This window comes from Streptomyces sp. NPDC002055, assembly GCF_040296705.1.
In the GTDB taxonomy this organism is placed as follows: domain Bacteria; phylum Actinomycetota; class Actinomycetes; order Streptomycetales; family Streptomycetaceae; genus Streptomyces.
In genome coordinates, this window is the sequence record NZ_JBEOXS010000009.1 from 25,762 (window position 1) to 40,945 (window position 15,184).

Here is a 15,184-nt window from a genome sequence, read left to right on the forward strand (position 1 = left end):
GGGATTCCCCTCAGTGATCGGTGGCCGCGCTTGCCGCCGCCGTCAGACAGGTGGTCAGCCGGCGGCCGGCGGCCAGCAGGACGTCGTCGGTCTCCGCGACGCAGAGCCGCAGATGACCGGGCATGCCGAAGGTCGAGCCGGCCCGCAGGCCGACCCCCGCCGCGCGCCGCAGCGCGTGGCACAGCTCCCGGTCGTCCCCGGCGCCGAGCAGCCGGCGCGCCAGGGCCCGGGAGGCGTCCAGGCAGAGATAGAGGCCGCCGGCGGGCGGCACCGGACGCAGGAAGGGCACGCCCGCCATCGCCTCCAGCGCCCGGGCCCGCCGGCCGGCCAGCTCCGCGGCGCGCCGGGCGACGGCCTCCCCGGCGACGGCCGCGCCGGTGCCGCCGGTGCGGCTCTCCTCCCGCAGCACCGCCGCCGCGGCTTCCTGCGCCGGTCCGGAGACGGGTCCGGTGGTGTGCTCGACGGTCTCCCGCACGGCCGCGACGAGCGGCCGGTCGGCCCACACCCAGCCGATCCGCAGCCCGGCCAGGGCGTACACCTTGGAGGCTCCGCCGACCACCACCTCGTGCGGCCCGGGCCGCACGCCGGTGTCCACGTGCGAGCCGTACGCCCAGTAGGTGTCGTCGACGATCAGGGTGACGTCCCGGTCGGCCGCCCAGGCGCGCAGCTCCCGCATCCGGTCCGCGTCGTAGCAGGCACCGGACGGGTTGACCGGGCTGTTGACCAGCAGGGCCCGGGTGCGGGCGGTGCGCACGGCGTCCAGCCGGGCCGGGCCGGCCGGCCGGGCGCCGTCCGGGTCGCCGGGCACGGTCACCGGGGTGCCCCCGGCCTGCCGGACGAGGGTGGGGTAGTGGCTCCAGTGCGGTGCGGGCACGAGGACGTCATGACCGGGCGCGACGGCGGCGAGGGCCGCGAACAGACCGTGCCGGGCGCCGGCGGTGACGGTGATGTCGTCGGGTCCGGCGGCGGTCCCGGTGCGGCGCGCGTAGTGGTCCGCCACGGCCGCCCGCAGCTCCTCCAGGCCGGGGCCGGGGGCGTACGCGGCGGCCCGCGGGTCCTCGGCGGCGCGGAGCATCGCCTCCCGGGCGACGGCGGGGAGCGGCTCCACGATCTGACCGGACGACAGGTCGATGAGCGGCGGCTGCCGGTCCGCGGAACCGGTGCGGGCGGGAGCCGCGGTGCGGGACGGGCTCACGCCGGTACCTCCCGGGCGCCGAGCGGCTTGATCCCGGTGAGCTCGGCGATCCTCCCCAGATCCCGGACGACCGGGGGGAGCAGCGGAATGCCGTGCTCCGAGCGCTCCTCGGCGCAGCGGTGCCGGCGCTCTCCCGGGAGCCGTACCGGAACCTCCTCGTCTGCCCGCTGGGCGCCGCGGATCTCCTCGGCCATCGCCTCGACGTCCCGGGTGATGCTCCCGGCGTCGCCCAGCGCCGCCAGGTCCACGCAGAGGACGAACTGGCCGAGGTCCGCGCCCTGCGGGCCGTAGGTGTGCCGGCTCCAGCTGGCCCCGGCGAGCGGTCCGCAGAGGAGTTCGGCGAGGAGGCCGATGCCGGATCCCTTGTGCCCGCCGCGCTCCTCGCCGAGCCCGCCGACCGGCAGCAGCGCGTAGCCCTCCCGGGCCTTGAGCCCGGCGACGACCCGCGGGATGTCGGTGGAGGTGGCGCCGTCGGGGCCCACGGCCCACCCGGCGAGCATGGGCTTCCCCTCCCGGTGCAGCCGCTCCAGCTTGCCGCGCGGGACGATGCTGGTCGCCGCGTCGTAGCAGAGCGGCTCGCCCGCCGTGGGGAGGGCGTAACTCACCGGGTCCGTGCCGAACATGGGCTCCGCGGCACCCGCGGGGGCGACCTGCGGTGTGGCGTTGGTGGTGAGCAGCGCCAGGGTGCCGGACCGGGCGGCGCGTTCGGTGTACCAGCCGGCGATGCCGATGTGGTTCGAGCGACGGACCGCCACCGCCGCCACGCCGTGTTCCTTGGCGCGTTCGACGGCCAGGTCGACGGCGAAGCAGAGGGCGGGCTGGCCGAGCCCGTTGCCGGCGTCGACGACGCTGACCCCGCCGGTCTCCCGGACGACACGGGGCCGCGCCCGGCCGTTGATGGTGCGGTTCCGCAGTCCCTCGACGTAGCGGCGGAGCCGGGCGACGCCGTGGCTGTCCACCCCGGCGAGGTCGGCGGCCACCAGGACGTCGGCGGTGAGCGCCGCGTCGGCCGCGTCGGCACCGGCGGACACCAGTGCCTCGACCACGAATTCGGTCAGATTCTTCCGGCCGGCCACGAACGCCCGGCCGGTGCCGTCACTGCGGTCCATATCGCTCCAGCATCCTTACGTCCTCGTGTCCTACGGGGTCATGCGTGCTGTCGAAAGTGCTGCGGGGCCGAGTCGTGGCCGTGCGGGCCGACTCGGACGCATACAGGGTGAAGTCGGGTCGTACCGGTGCGAGTCGTGGGTGGGCATGCCCGGGTCGTGGGCGTGCGGGGCCGGTTCCGGGCAGGGGTGACCGCGGCGGGGCCGACGGCCGGCCCGGGGTGTCGTGCCTCAGGCCGCCCGGACCGCCCAGGCGTGGCAGGCGTCCGCCGCGGCCCGCGCCAGGCCTTCCCGGAGCGCGGGTCCGGTCAGCGGTCCGTCCGGCGGTGCGCCCGGGACGAGATGGGTGGTCACGAGCGGATCGGGCCCGGCCCCGGTCCGCGCGGCACGCACCGCGACCATGCCGGTGGGCAGCCCCCGTTCACGGCGCAGCCGGGCGACGGTGCCGGGCAGCTTGCCCTGCCACGTCCCGGCGTCGATCGCCCCCTCGGCGGTGACGACCAGGGCCGCCGTGCCGATGTGGCCGTCGGGGTCGGCGATCTCCAGCAGCGCCTCCGCGCCGCTCTCCGCGGTGGTCTCCGCCACGGCCGACAGCCCGAACCCGATGCCGCCGCCCGCCCCGAACCAGGGGGTGAGGAACCGTTCCCCGGCGGTGTGGTCGCCGGCGCCCACCAGGAGTCCGGTGAAGTGCCGCAGCGCCCGCACCGCCGCCGGACGGTTCTGCGCGGTCACGCCCTTCTGGGCGCCGAACGACTGAAGGTTGTCCGACAGCGGGGTGCGCACATCGGCCAGCAGCCGCACGTTCACCCCGGCCAGCAGCCGGCGGGCGGGGGCCAGATCGACGGTCACCGCCTCGGGCAGCCGCGCCGGGCAGGGCTCCACCTCCCGGCCGCGGTCGTCCAGGAAACGCGCGCCCAGCGCGGCGAGCGCCCCGGCCCCGCCGTCCACCACCGCGGTGCCGCCGAGGGCGACCAGGACCGTGCGGGCCCCGGCCGCGACCGCGGCCGCCACGGCCTGCCCCGCTCCCGCCGAACCGGCCTCCAGCGGTCGCAGCTCCGCGGGGCGCAGGGCCCCGAGTCCGCACACCGCGGCGGTCTCCACCACGGCGGTGTCCCGGTCCAGCGCCAGCCACTGCGCCGTCCGGGTCCGGCCGAGCACATCGACGGCCTCGACCGGACGGCGGCTGCCGCCGCGGGCGGCGTACAGGGCGTCGAGCGTCCCGTCGCCGCCGTCGGCGAGCGGCCGGGCCACCGGGTGCGCTCCGGGCCGGGCCCGGCGGACCCCGGTGACCAGTGCGCCCGCCACCTCGGCCGCCGAGGCGTAACCACGCAGGCAGTTGGGGGCCACCACGATCTCCGGAACGGCCGCGGCGGCCGGCGTGACCGCTGCCCGAGCCGCGGTCATGACGGTTCGCCGGCGCGGCGGACCCAGGTGCGCAGCAGGAGACGGGTGCGATCGGGCTCGTCCTGGAACTCGGTGCGCCCGTGCAGCAGCGACAGATTGTCGAACAGCGCCAGTTCGCCCTCCCGCAGCTTGCCGGTCAGCAACGCGGGGCCGGCGGCGATCAGCGCGTCGAGTGCGTCGAGCGCCGCCCGCTGGGCCCCGGTGAGGCCGGGCACGCCGGGATGGTCGTGTCCCTGGTCGATGTAGCTGCGGAGATAGCTGATCGCGGGACGTCCCCGCTGGGTGAAGAGCACGGGCTTCGCCGTCGTGGGGTCGCCTCCGGCCGTCTGGTCGCCGCGCCGGTCGAACCGGAAGGGGGCCCGCAGCGTGGCCAGGGTCTCCGCGTCCAGCGAGCGCTCCACCTCCCGCACGTGGAGGCACTGGAGGGCGCCGCCGCGCACCGACTGACGGACGCAGAAGAGGGTGAACACATCGGGCGCGGGCAGCGGGGCCTCGGCGCCGTCGGTGTGCAGGTCGCCGCCGAAGCGCGAGTCCGAATAGCGGGTCCGGCCCCGCTGGCTGATGCTCATCCCCCGGTCCCGCACCTCCCGGACGAGGGTGCCCTCCCGGTTCTGCGGCAGCGGCTCCCCCAGCAGACCGGTGGCGCGCAGCACGGCCCGCTCGGCGCCCTCCGGGTCGGTGGGCAGCCCCGTCAGGACCAGCACGCCCGCCCCGTCGTCCAGGTGGATCCCCACCAGCTTCGCCAGTTCGGCCGCGGCGGCCTCCGTGTCGGCGGTGCTCGGGTCGGTCTCCGTCAGACAGGACCGCAGCGATCCCGTCACCGCCACCCGTACCTCGTCGAACCCGTCGGCCGGCGTCTGCCCCCGGACGGGCCCGTGCCCGCTGTCTGTCACTGGCGCCCCCTGTTTCCGCTGCCTGCTGTTGCTTCGTGTTGCTGTTGCGCTGCTTTCTGGTGCCGGTGTGGTGCTTGGTGCTGGTGGTGCTGGATGGTGCTGGTGGTTCTGATTGGTGCTGGTGGTGCTAGCGATGTCGATTCAGCTGGTGGATCTGGTGGATCTGGTGGATCTGGTGGATCCGGTGGATCCGGGTCCGGGTTCGGTGCTGTCCTGTGCCGGTCGCTGCTGACGCGTGGCGCGCGGCGGTGGCATGTGATGGCGGCACGTGGTGCACGGGTGCCGCGGGCCGCATTTCCCGTCGGCCCGAGGAAGAGTTGTCGAGGTGGCCGATTCGGTTGACCGAAGTTCCCGGGAGTTTTCTCCGGTGTTTCGCGGGGGCGGGGAGACGGGGCGGGGCGGAGCGTGTGGCGCACGGACAGCGGGCCCCTCCGAGCGACGTCCGTCGACGTCCGTCGCATGATCGGAAGGGCCCGCTGTCCGGGGCTTCAGGGGCGCTCGGCGGACCGGGAGCCGTCGTCCCGCGGCCGGTTCAGGCGGCGAGGCGGGCGGCGAGGGCCTCGGCCTTCTCCGTCGCGTCCTCGTGCGCCTTGGTGCGGGACGCGTCGGCGAGCTCGACCAGGTCGGCCATGGCCGGGTTGCTCCGGGCGAGCGTGAGCTCCGGAACGATGAAGTCGACCTCGAGCCCGAGCATCCCGCCGAGCACCTTCTCCAGGTAGGTCTGGACGAACTCGAAGCCCTCGCGCGGTGTGCCCGGGGCGTACGAACCGCCCCGGCTGGCGATCACCGTGACCGGCGTGCCCGCCGCGGAGGGGGCGTCCCCGGCCGTCCGGCCCATCACGATCACGTGGTCGAGCCAGGCCTTGAGGGTCGAGGGAATCGTGAAGTTGTACATCGGGGCGCCGATGAGCACCGCGTCGGCCTGCTCCAGCTCCTTCGCGAGGGTGTCGCGGAGGGCGAAGGCCGTTTTCTGCTCGGCGGAGTGCCCGGAGGGGTCGGCGAAGGCCGCGGAGATGCCCGCAGCGTCGATGTGCGGCAGCGGGTCGGCGGCCAGGTCGCGGTGGATGACCGTGCCGTCGGGGTGCTGCGCCTCCCACGCCCTGCGGAAGGTGGCGGCGACGTCACGGGAGGAGGAGCCGCCCAGCGGGAGGGCGGAGGAGTCGAGGTGGAGCAGCGTGGGCATGGGGTGCCTCCGGCGTCGAGAGAAGTTGAAATCCGTACGTAGCTATTCTTAGCACAGCTACTTACTTTTCTGCAGTTCCGTACGGATGGCTAGTACCCTGGAGCCATGACGAACGGCGACGAGCAGGCGTGCAAGAAGGTCGATGCCGGCATGACGCGGGTCTTCGAGCTGTTCGGGAAGCGCTGGACCGGCCTGATCGTGTCCGTGCTGCTGCAGCGGGCGGTGCACTTCGCCGAGCTCCGCCGGGCCATCCCGGGCATCAGCGAGCGCATGCTGTCGGACCGGCTGACGCAGCTCGCCGGGGCGGGCCTGGTCGTGCGCGAGGTCGACGCCGGGCCTCCGCTGCGCGTCTCCTACCGGCTCACGGAGGCCGGCCGGGCCCTGGAGCCGGCGCTGAAGGAGCTGGGGCGGTGGGCGGAGCTGCACCTCCCGGACGGGGGCGACTGCCCGGAGCGCTTCCGCGGCTGAGGCGTGAGGGGCCGGCGTTGACGGGCTGGGGCTTTGCCGGCGCCCGGCGGAGGTGGGGCACAGTGCGTCCTCGTCCCTGTGCCCGTCCTCGTCTTCCCGGCCCTCCCGTCGCTCCCCCGCAGGTCGCGCCCTGTGCGAGCCACTCCCGCGCCGGCCGCCGGGTGTCGTCCGCAGAGGTTGTCCACAGGGTCTGCGCCGGCTGGGAACCGGCGGTACGGTCGTGGCCCAGTCGTAGTGGGTGGTTACGGGGAGGCGGCACATGATGGACGAGGCGGAGGCGGGACGGGCGGGACCGGCGGGACGAGCGGGGCGGCCGGGCAGGCGGATTCCTCATGTGCCGGGGTTCGCCCCGTGGCCGGAGGGGTCCCCCACGCCGAAGGAGCGGGGCAAGGCGCTGCGGGAACGGGTGCCGCGCTCCGCGCACGCCGAGGCCGCGCTCGGGGCGGGGCGGCCGGATGCCCTGACGGCCGTCGAGGAGTCCAACGCCGGGCGGCTCCCGGAGCTGACGCCGATCCGGGTCGGCCGCATGGCCGCGAACCCGTTCGCCTTCCTCCGCGGATCGGCGGGGCTGATGGCGTACGACCTGTCGGGCACGCCGGTCACCGGGATCGGCGCGCAGATCTGCGGTGACGCGCACGCCGGGAACTACGGCCTCTACGGCGATCCCCTGGGCAATCTCGTCATGGACATCAACGATTTCGACGAGACCGTGCACGGTCCCTGGGAGTGGGATCTCAAGCGGTTGGCCACGTCGCTCGTGCTGGCGGGCCGGGTGGCGGGCGCGGACGAGGACACCTGCCGGAAGGCGGCGCAGGACACCGCGGGGGCCTACCGCCGCACCGCCCGGCTGCTCGCGAAGATGCCGGTGCTGGACGCCTGGAACGCCATCGCCGACGAGGAGCTGGTCTCCCACACCGACGCGCGCGACCTGATCGGCACCCTGCAGCGGGTCTCGGAGAAGGCGCGGCGCAACACCAGTGCGCGATTCGCCGCCAAGGCCACCGAAAGCCTCCCGGACGGCGGCCGCGGCTTCACGGACGCCCCGCCGGTGCTGCGGCGGGTCTCCGACGCCGAGGCCGCCGCGGTGGCATCCGCGCTGCCCGACTATCTCCGGACGCTGCCGCCCGACCGGCTGCCGCTGCTCGGGCGGTACGCGGTGCACGACGTCGCCATCCGGGTCGTCGGCACCGGCAGTGTGGGCCTGCGGTCCTATGTGGTGCTGCTGCTCGACCACCTGGGCGAGCCGCTGGTGCTCCAGGTCAAGGAGGCGCGGCCCTCGGTGCTGCTGCCCCATGTGGAGAAGTCCGGATTCGGCACGCACCAGGAGCGCCGCGGCGGGCACGAGGGGCAGCGCGTGGTGCTCGGCCAGCAGCGGATGCAGGTGGTGAGCGACCTCCTGCTCGGCTGGGCCACGGTCGACGGGCATCCGTTCCAGGTCCGGCAGTTCCGGAACCGGAAGGGCAGTGTGGACCCGGCAGCCCTCGCCCCCGACCAGCTCGACGACTACGGGCGGATGACCGGCGCACTCCTGGCGCGGGCGCACACGCACAGCGTGGATCCCCGGCTGATCGCCGGCTACTGCGGCAAGAACGAAGTGCTGGACGACGCGATCGCCGCCTTCGCGGTGGCGTACGCGGACCGGACCGAGGCGGACCACGCCGAGCTCGCCACGGCGGTGCGGAACGGGCGGATAGCCGCTGAGCCGGGGGTCTGACCGGGCTGCACTGGGCTGATCCGGGCTGGGCCGGGCTGGGTCGGCTGATCCGCTGATCCGGGCTGGGTCGGCTGATCCGGGCCGGGCAACGCCGGCGACCGAGACGGTGGGCGACCGGAACGCCCGCGGGCAGGGCCGGCCCGGCCGGGTCGGCTGGGTCGCCCCGGCTGGGTCGGCAGGGGCGGCTGCTCTGCGGGCCGGGCTGGCTGCCCCGGGCTCGGCCGGGGCGGGCCGGAGCCGCAGGCGGGGTGCCCGAGCTCCCGGGCCCGGCCGTCACCGTCCCGACGTGCCTTCCTGACCGTCCCGACGTCCCGTGCCTGCCGTCCCGGGACGGCAGCGGTCCGGCCGGCACCGGTGTGCGCCCGCTCACGAGCCGGTCGTCGGTGAACGGCAGCCGATGAACGGCGGCCGGTGAACGAGCGGGTCGTGAACCGGCAGCTCGTGAACCGGAGTGCGGCACCGCTGCGGTGAGGCGCCAGTCCCCTGCCGGGCCACCGTTCCTGGCCCTCCTGGAACCACCGGGGAGGAACGGCCCGTAGGCTGGCCGGGTGACAAATCCGGAAGCCGAGACGAACCCGGAAGCGGAGCGGACGGAGCCCCAGGGCGGTCCGCGGCCGGAGGCACGCCTGGAGCAGGCGGTGAGCGCGGCCGAGCAGGCGCTGATCGAGTTCGAGATCGCCGTGGAGACTTTCCGGGTCGAGGTGGAGAACTTCTCCCGGCTGCACCACCAGCGGCTCGGCCCGATGTACGCCCGGCTCGACGAGCTCGACGCGATGATCGCCGAGGCGATCGCCGCCCGGACCGGTGACCCGGAGGACCTGCGCAAGGCACAGCAGGCCCGGGGGCTGGTCCTGCCGATGCCTGCCGTCGAGGAACTGTTCAACGGCTGGATCGACTCCGACGGCCTGTCGCCCGAAGCCTCGGCGATGCTCACCGAGCGCCCGGTGCAGCCGCCGCGTCGGGTGCGGCCGAGCGAGGAGGCCCGGCGGATGTACCGCGAGCTGGTCCGCAAGGCGCACCCCGATCTGGCACGGGACGAGACGGAGCGGGAGCGGCGCAGCGAGTTCATCGTGCGGGTCAACAAGGCCTACGCGGCGGGCGATCAGGCGGCGCTCGGCGACCTCGCGCAGGAGTGGGAGGCCGGTCCTCGCGACGAGGAGCAGCGCCCCAGCAGGAGCGAGGAGCTCTACGCCCGCCTGGAGTGGCTGGCCCAGCGCAAGGAGATGCTGGCCGCCGTCGCGGCCGAACTGGAGTCGAGCGCCATCGGCGCGATGCTGAAGATGGCGCCGGAGGACCCGGACGCCCTGCTCGACGAGATCGCCGAGCAGCTGCTGGCGCAGGTCTCCGAGCGGGAGGCGCGGCTGGCGGAGCTGGTTGGGTAACGTGCGGGGGGAGGGCCGACCCGTCCGGCCCGACGACACCGAGAGAGGCTGACCTCATGCACTTCGCCCAGCTGCCCGCCGTGGATGCCGGGGCGGTTCCGTCCGACGGCTTTCTGCTGGACGTCCGTGAGGACGACGAATGGGCGGCCGGGCACGCCGAGGGCGCGCTGCACCTCCCGATGGGCCAGGTCGTGGCACGGTTCGGCGAGCTGACCGAGGCGGCTGCCGACGGTCGGCGGGTGCACGTGGTGTGCCGGGTCGGCGGCCGGTCCGCACAGGTGGCGCAGTACCTGATCGCCCAGGGCCTGGACGCGGTGAACGTCGACGGCGGCATGCTCGGCTGGGAAGCCGCGGGGCGCCCGCTGGTCGCGGAGACCGGCGGACAGGCCTTCGTGCTCTGAGCCTTCCCGGCTTTCCCGGCCTTCCCGGTCCGTGCTCTGAGCCTCCCTCGCCCGTGCTCTGAGCGCCCTGCCCGGCCCCGGCCCCGGCCTTTTCGTCCCGGCCCTCGGCGCCGTCCCGGTCGCCCGCTCCGTCCCGGTCCCCGGCGGTCCGGATGCCCGGCGGTGCGGATGCCCGGCGGTCCGGACCGGGCGTCCGGTGCTCGGGTGCCGTGCTCGGGTGGCCGTGGAGGCCGGCCGGTTCCCGGGCGGCGTCTAGGAAGCGAGGGGGTGGGCGGCGAGGAGCGTGCCGAGGGCTTCCTCATGGGCCGCGGCCGGGCCGAGCGACAGCTCCAGCTGTTTGGCCCAGGCGTGGTAGCGGTGCAGCGCGTAGTCGGTGTCCGCCCCGAAGCCGCCGTGCAGGTGCTGGGCTGTCTGCACGACCCGGCGCACACCCTCGGAGGCCCAGATCTTCGCCACCGCCACGTCGCCGCTCGGGGGCAGCGCCCCCGGTGCTCCGCTGGTGAGCCGCCAGGCGGCCTGCCAGAGGGTCGCCTCCATGGCGCGCAGATCGATGAAGCGGTCCGCGGCCTGGACCGCCACCGCCTGGAAGGTGGCCACGGGGAAGCCGAACTGCTCCCGCTTGGCTGTGTATTCGCCGGTCATCCCGAGCACACCGAGCCCCAGGCCGAGCGCGAGAGCGCAGGTGCCGGTGGCGAGCACATCGCGCAGCCGCTCCCAGACGCCCTCGCCGGACAGGGTGTCGCGGTCGGCGATCCGTACGGAGTCCAGACGGACCTCCGCGTAACGCTCGCCGCTGGTGGACACCTGCTCGGCCAGGGACACCCCGTCGTGGGGGCGGGGGACCAGGGCGACCACCGTTCGACCGTCCCCGGTACGCGCCGGTACGAGAACGAGGTCTGCGACCTGCCCCCAGGGCACGGCCGTCTGCACCCCGTCCAGCTGCCAGGCGTCACCGTCCCGGTGTGCGGTGACCGAGAGCGGCGCCGCGTCGTGGCCGGTACGGCCGTTGGAGGCGACCGTCAGGACGAGTTCACCCCGGCCGATCCGGGGGAGCAGGTCGTCACAGAGTTCGGCACCGCCGTGGGCCCGCAGGGCGAGGGCGGCGGCGCCGGTTTCCAGCAGGGGAATCCGTGCCAGCACCTTCGCGGACTCCCGCAGTACGAGGCAGAGCGCCATGAGGTCGAGGCCCGCCCCGCCGTGCCGGGGTTCGAGGACGAGGCTCAACAGGTCGGCCCGGGCCAGCTTGTGCCACAGCGCACGGTCGAAGTCCTCGGCGACGGCACCGGGCACGAGGGCGGGGCTGGGCACACTGTCGGGTGCCACCCCGGAGAAGACGGCCTGTGCTGCCTCGACGGCCGCCTGCTGCTCTTCGGTGAAGGTGAAGTCCACTGCCCGTCCTCCCGCACACACCCGCAGAGTCTCTGACGGTGCGTCAAGGTAGAACATGTTGCAGGAATTGGGAATGGTGTCCGCACTCCCACCGGACAGCCCGCTGCGTTTCTCCGCCGGGAAGGCCCCGCAGGCAAGGCACCGCAGGCAAGGCGGGAGTCCCCCGGAGCGTGGCTCCCCTGGAGCGAGTCCCCTGGAGCGAGTCCTCCGGAGCGTGGCTCCCCCCGGATCGCCGCCGGCGGCGCCCGGGCAGGGCTACGTCCCCCCGCCGATAACGCCCGGTGCTGCCGGTGGTGACTCCGGCGCGCCCGCGCACCCGGCGCCGCATGCCGACCCCGGCGCCGGGGAGTGGATGATGCCGTTCGGCGCCCAGGCCGGCCACCCTCGGAGCGACGCGTCCGCAGGTCAGCGGTCGAAGTCCAGCTCCACCTGCTCGGTGACCGGGTGGGACTGGCAGGCCAGGACATAGCCCGCGCCGACCTCGTCCGGCTCCAGCGCGAAGTTCCGGTCCATACGGACCTCGCCGGAGACCACGAAGGCCCGGCAGGTCCCGCACACGCCACCCTTGCAGGCGTACGGAGCGTCGGCGCGGTTCCGCAGAACGGCCTCCAGCAGTGACTCGGCGTTCCGCACCGGCCAGCTGCCGGACCGGCCGTCCAGGGTTGCCGTCACCGTGCTGTGCGCCGGTGCCGACGCCGGTGCGGCCGGCGCGGACGAGTCGTCCGCCACATGGAAGATCTCCTCGTGGACCCGGGCGCGCGGTACGCCGAGCGCCCGCAGGGCCCGCTCCGCACCCTGCACCAGCCCGTAGGGGCCGCACAGGAACCAGCCGTCGATCGAGTCCACGGGCAGCAGAGCCGGCAGCAGTTCCCCGAGCCGGGCCTCGTCCAGCCGTCCCGACGGCAGACCGGCCTGTTGATCCTCGCGGGACAGGGTCTGGACGAGCTGCAGCCGGTCCGGGTACCGGTCCTTCAGGTCGGCGACCTCGTCCAGGAACATCGTCGAGGCGGCGGTGCGGTCGCTGCGGATCAGACAGAAGCGGGCGTTCGGCTCCCGGGCCAGCAGGGTGGAGACGATCGACAGCACCGGGGTGATACCGCTGCCCCCGACCACAGCGGCGAAGTGCCCCGCCGTGGGTTCCAGGACGAATCGCCCGGCCGGCGCCATGACCTCCACGGTGTGGCCGGCCTGCAACTCCTTGAGGGCGAACGTCGAGAACTCCCCGCCCTCGACCAGCCGCACCCCCACCCGCAGCGTCTCCGGCCCCCCGGAACTCCCGGCGGGGCCGCAGAGGGAATAGGTGCGGCGGATCTCCGTGCCGTCCGCGCCGCGGCGCCGCAGCGCGAGGTGCTGCCCGGGGGTGAACCGGTACGCCTCGCGCAGCTCGGGCGGAACCGTGAAGGTGACGGCGACCGAGTCGTCGGTGAGCCGGTCGACCGCGGCCACCTGCAGCTGATGGAAGGCGCCATGACGAGCCGCGGCCATCTACAACTCCTTGAAGTGGTCGAACGGTTCGCGGCAGGACTCGCAGCGGCGCAGCGCCTTGCACGCGGTGGAGGAGAAACGGCTCAGCAGCGTGGTGTCGGTGGATCCGCAGTTCGGGCAGCGCACGGACAGCTCCACCATGACCGGACCGCTCGGGCCTCCCGGGCGCGGTGGTGCGATACCGAACTCTTCGAGCTTGCGCCGGCCTTCGGAGCTGATGGCATCGGTCGACCACGGCGGGGCGAGGACCGTGCGGACGGCGACGTCGGGTATGCCTCGCTCGTGCAGGACCCGCTCGATGTCCGCGGTCATGGACTCGATGGCCGGGCAGCCGGTGTACGTCGGGGTGAGCTCCACCTCGACCCGTCCCGGGCCCAGGACATGCAGTCCGCGCAGGACCCCCAGCTCCTCCAAGGTGAGCACGGGGAGTTCCGGGTCGGGCACCGAACCGGCGAGCCGCCGGAGCTCCTCCTCGAGGGCGGTCGGGGCGGCCGGGGGCGCCGTGTCGGGGGTCACCACGTCGCTCCCGGGTGGCTGCGGTGCAGATGCTGCATCTCCGCGAGCATCCGCCCGAACGATTCGGTGTGCAGGCCCTGACGGCCCGCGCCCGCCGCCCATCCGCCACGCTGCGGACCGGTCGGCAGCGTCAGAGTGGCGCGCTCCACCACGGACGCGACGGATGCCGTCCACGCCGCTCGGAGGGACTCCCAGTCCACGGCCGGCCCCTCGACCGGCTGGAACAGCTCGCCGGTGAAGCGCCACAGCTCGTCGAGCGCGCGCTGCATCCGGGCGTGGCTCTCCGCCGTACCGTCACCCAGGCGCAGGGTCCAGTGCTCGGCGTGGTCGCGGTGGTAGGCGACTTCCTTGACCGCCTTCGCCGCGAGCGGGGCGAAGGCGCTGTCCCCCTGAGCCAACTGCCCGTACAGCAGCTCCTGGTAGGTGGAGAAGTAGAGCTGCCGGGCCATGGCCTGCGCGAAGTCGGTGCAGGGCTGTTCGACGAGCTGCACATTGCGGAAGGCGCGCTCCTCGCGGAGGTAGGCGAGTTCGTCCTCGTCGCCCTCCATGGACAGCAGGACCCGCGCCTGGCCGAGCAGGTCGAGGGCGATGTTGGCGAGAGCGACCTCCTCCTCGAGCACGGGGGCGTTGCCCGCCCACTCCCCCAGCCGGTGGGAGAGCACGAGGGCGTCGTCGCCGAGGGCCAGCGCTGCGGTCACAGGTGCTGCACCCCTTCCGGGATCTCGTAGAAGGTCGGGTGCCGGTAGGGCTTGTCGGCTGCCGGCTCGAAGAACGGGTCCTTCTCATCGGGGGAGGAGGCGGTGACGGCCGTGGAGGGCACCACCCAGATCGAGACGCCCTCGGCCCGCCGGGTGTAGAGGTCACGGGCGTTGCGGAGCGCCATGGCGGCGTCGGGGGCGTGCAGGCTTCCGGCGTGGGTGTGCGACAGGCCCCGCCGGCTGCGGACGAACACCTCCCACAGTGGCCAGTCCGTAGCGCTCATGCCGATGCCTCCCCGTGTTTGGCGGCGTACGCCGCCGCTGCCTCGCGCACCCAGGCGCCTTCCTCGTGCGCCCGTCGGCGCTGGGTGATCCGCTGTTCGTTGCACGGGCCGTTGCCCTTGAGGACCGCGCGGAACTCGTCCCAGTCGATGGCCCCGAAGTCGTGGTGCCCGCGGTCCTCGTTCCACCGCAGGTCCGGGTCGGGCAGGGCCAGCCCGAGGGCTTCGGCCTGCGGCACGCAGATGTCCACGAAGCGCTGCCGCAGCTCGTCGTTGGAGTGCCGCTTGATCTTCCAGGCCATGGACTGGGCGGAGTGCGCGGACTCGTCGTCGGGCGGGCCGAACATCATCAGGGACGGCCACCACCAGCGGTCGACCGCGTCCTGTGCCATCGCGTGCTGTGCTTCGGTACCCCGGCTGAGGGCGAGCAGCAGTTCGTATCCCTGCCGCTGGTGGAACGACTCCTCCTTGCAGATCCGCACCATGGCGCGGGCGTAGGGCCCGTAGGAGCAGCGGCACAGCGGCACCTGGTTGGTGATCGCGGCACCGTCGACCAGCCAGCCGATGGCCCCCACGTCCGCCCAGGTCAGCGTGGGGTAGTTGAAGATCGAGGAGTACTTCTGACGGCCGGAGTGGAGCTTGTCGAGCAGTTCGTCCCGTCCGGTGCCCAGGGTCTCGGCCGCGCTGTACAGGTAGAGCCCGTGGCCGGCCTCGTCCTGGACCTTCGCCATGAGGATCGCCTTGCGCCGCAGGGACGGCGCGCGGGTGATCCAGTTGGCCTCCGGCTGCATGCCGATGATCTCGGAGTGGGCGTGCTGGGCGATCTGCCGCACCAGCGTCGCGCGGTAGGCGTCCGGCATCCAGTCACGTGGTTCGATCCGCTCGTCCGCCGCCACCGCCGCGTCGAACGCCGCTGCGTACGCGCCCGCGCTCTCGGCTGCAACCACCGTTGTCACCAGGCGCCCCTCTCATCCGACGAGCCCGGATCGACCGACCGCCGACCGACCGATCGTTCGGTTCAATGGTGCGGTGGGGGATCGTAAGGTGTCAAGGCTGTGGATAACCGCGA

At 74.0% G+C, this 15,184-nt stretch carries 15 protein-coding genes; 4 read left to right on the forward strand and 11 right to left on the reverse strand.

Features of this window, described 5'->3' with window-relative positions:
* Positions 1 to 10: 10 nt before the first annotated feature.
* From ABT112_RS07385 to ABT112_RS07405, 5 genes are all read right to left on the reverse strand, one after another.
* Positions 11 to 1,195 (reverse strand): pyridoxal phosphate-dependent aminotransferase, encoded by a 1,185-nt coding sequence (locus ABT112_RS07385; RefSeq protein WP_351506575.1) that lies wholly within the window; start codon positions 1,193 to 1,195, stop codon positions 11 to 13.
* A complete protein-coding gene (locus ABT112_RS07390) occupies positions 1,192 to 2,304 on the reverse strand; it encodes an Ldh family oxidoreductase (RefSeq protein WP_351506577.1) in 1,113 nt (370 codons plus the stop codon). The genes ABT112_RS07385 and ABT112_RS07390 overlap by 4 nt, the downstream gene beginning before the upstream one ends.
* A 228-nt stretch (positions 2,305 to 2,532) precedes the next feature.
* Complete coding sequence (locus ABT112_RS07395; RefSeq protein ID WP_351506579.1) at positions 2,533 to 3,705, reverse strand: glycerate kinase; 1,173 nt, start codon at positions 3,703 to 3,705, stop codon at positions 2,533 to 2,535.
* The gene (locus ABT112_RS07400; protein ID WP_351506581.1) at positions 3,702 to 4,598 is read right to left on the reverse strand and encodes a TauD/TfdA family dioxygenase; all 897 of its coding nucleotides are present in this window, start codon (positions 4,596 to 4,598) and stop codon (positions 3,702 to 3,704) included. Before ABT112_RS07400 ends, ABT112_RS07395 begins: the two co-directional genes overlap by 4 nt.
* Before the next feature lie 532 nt (positions 4,599 to 5,130).
* A complete protein-coding gene (locus ABT112_RS07405; protein WP_351506582.1) occupies positions 5,131 to 5,781 on the reverse strand; it encodes an FMN-dependent NADH-azoreductase in 651 nt (216 codons plus the stop codon).
* 105 nt (positions 5,782 to 5,886) lie between these two features.
* Here ABT112_RS07405 and ABT112_RS07410 point away from each other — a divergent pair, with 105 nt between their 5' ends.
* The 4 genes from ABT112_RS07410 to ABT112_RS07425 all read left to right on the forward strand — a co-directional run bounded on the left by ABT112_RS07410 (position 5,887) and on the right by ABT112_RS07425 (position 9,746).
* Positions 5,887 to 6,249, forward strand: coding sequence for a winged helix-turn-helix transcriptional regulator (locus ABT112_RS07410; RefSeq protein ID WP_351506585.1), 363 nt, complete (start codon positions 5,887 to 5,889; stop codon positions 6,247 to 6,249).
* Between the two features lie 259 nt (positions 6,250 to 6,508).
* Positions 6,509 to 7,963, forward strand: a complete 1,455-nt coding sequence (locus tag ABT112_RS07415) for a DUF2252 domain-containing protein (RefSeq protein WP_502975270.1) — start codon at positions 6,509 to 6,511, stop codon at positions 7,961 to 7,963.
* 548 nt (positions 7,964 to 8,511) lie between these two features.
* Positions 8,512 to 9,345: a J domain-containing protein gene (locus ABT112_RS07420; RefSeq protein WP_351506587.1), complete on the forward strand. Its 834-nt coding sequence runs from the start codon at positions 8,512 to 8,514 to the stop codon at positions 9,343 to 9,345.
* 56 nt (positions 9,346 to 9,401) lie between these two features.
* Positions 9,402 to 9,746: a rhodanese-like domain-containing protein gene (locus tag ABT112_RS07425; protein WP_351506590.1), complete on the forward strand. Its 345-nt coding sequence runs from the start codon at positions 9,402 to 9,404 to the stop codon at positions 9,744 to 9,746.
* A gap of 252 nt (positions 9,747 to 9,998) precedes the next feature.
* Here ABT112_RS07425 and ABT112_RS07430 read toward each other — a convergent pair whose 3' ends face one another.
* From ABT112_RS07430 to paaA, 6 genes are all read right to left on the reverse strand, one after another.
* Complete coding sequence (locus ABT112_RS07430; protein WP_351506592.1) at positions 9,999 to 11,135, reverse strand: acyl-CoA dehydrogenase family protein; 1,137 nt, start codon at positions 11,133 to 11,135, stop codon at positions 9,999 to 10,001.
* Positions 11,136 to 11,540: 405 nt separating this feature from the next.
* On the reverse strand, positions 11,541 to 12,620 hold the full coding sequence (locus ABT112_RS07435) for a 2Fe-2S iron-sulfur cluster-binding protein (protein WP_351506595.1): 1,080 nt from the start codon (positions 12,618 to 12,620) through the stop codon (positions 11,541 to 11,543).
* Positions 12,621 to 13,136 carry a 1,2-phenylacetyl-CoA epoxidase subunit PaaD gene (gene paaD, locus ABT112_RS07440; RefSeq protein WP_502975271.1) on the reverse strand — a complete coding sequence of 172 codons (516 nt, stop codon included), beginning with the start codon at positions 13,134 to 13,136 and terminating at the stop codon, positions 12,621 to 12,623.
* Complete coding sequence (gene paaC, locus ABT112_RS07445; protein WP_351506599.1) at positions 13,133 to 13,834, reverse strand: 1,2-phenylacetyl-CoA epoxidase subunit PaaC; 702 nt, start codon at positions 13,832 to 13,834, stop codon at positions 13,133 to 13,135. The genes paaD and paaC overlap by 4 nt, the downstream gene beginning before the upstream one ends.
* Positions 13,831 to 14,118, reverse strand: coding sequence for a 1,2-phenylacetyl-CoA epoxidase subunit PaaB (gene paaB / locus ABT112_RS07450; protein WP_351506602.1), 288 nt, complete (start codon positions 14,116 to 14,118; stop codon positions 13,831 to 13,833). The genes paaC and paaB overlap by 4 nt, the downstream gene beginning before the upstream one ends.
* A complete protein-coding gene (gene paaA, locus ABT112_RS07455; RefSeq protein ID WP_351506604.1) occupies positions 14,115 to 15,071 on the reverse strand; it encodes a 1,2-phenylacetyl-CoA epoxidase subunit PaaA in 957 nt (318 codons plus the stop codon). The genes paaB and paaA overlap by 4 nt, the downstream gene beginning before the upstream one ends.
* Positions 15,072 to 15,184 lie beyond the last annotated feature (113 nt).

Excerpts from the sequence above, each read along its gene's own strand:
- ABT112_RS07390 (WP_351506577.1), bottom strand. The coding sequence starts at position 2,304 with ATGGACCGCAGTGACGGCACCGGCCGGGCGTTCGTGGCCGGCCGGAAG.
- ABT112_RS07395 (WP_351506579.1), bottom strand. The coding sequence starts at position 3,705 with ATGACCGCGGCTCGGGCAGCGGTCACGCCGGCCGCCGCGGCCGTTCCG.
- ABT112_RS07405 (WP_351506582.1), bottom strand. The coding sequence starts at position 5,781 with ATGCCCACGCTGCTCCACCTCGACTCCTCCGCCCTCCCGCTGGGCGGC.
- ABT112_RS07410 (WP_351506585.1), top strand. The coding sequence starts at position 5,887 with ATGACGAACGGCGACGAGCAGGCGTGCAAGAAGGTCGATGCCGGCATG.
- ABT112_RS07415 (WP_502975270.1), top strand. The coding sequence starts at position 6,509 with ATGATGGACGAGGCGGAGGCGGGACGGGCGGGACCGGCGGGACGAGCG.
- ABT112_RS07425 (WP_351506590.1), top strand. The coding sequence starts at position 9,402 with ATGCACTTCGCCCAGCTGCCCGCCGTGGATGCCGGGGCGGTTCCGTCC.
- ABT112_RS07435 (WP_351506595.1), bottom strand. The coding sequence starts at position 12,620 with ATGGCCGCGGCTCGTCATGGCGCCTTCCATCAGCTGCAGGTGGCCGCG.
- paaB (WP_351506602.1), bottom strand. The coding sequence starts at position 14,118 with ATGAGCGCTACGGACTGGCCACTGTGGGAGGTGTTCGTCCGCAGCCGG.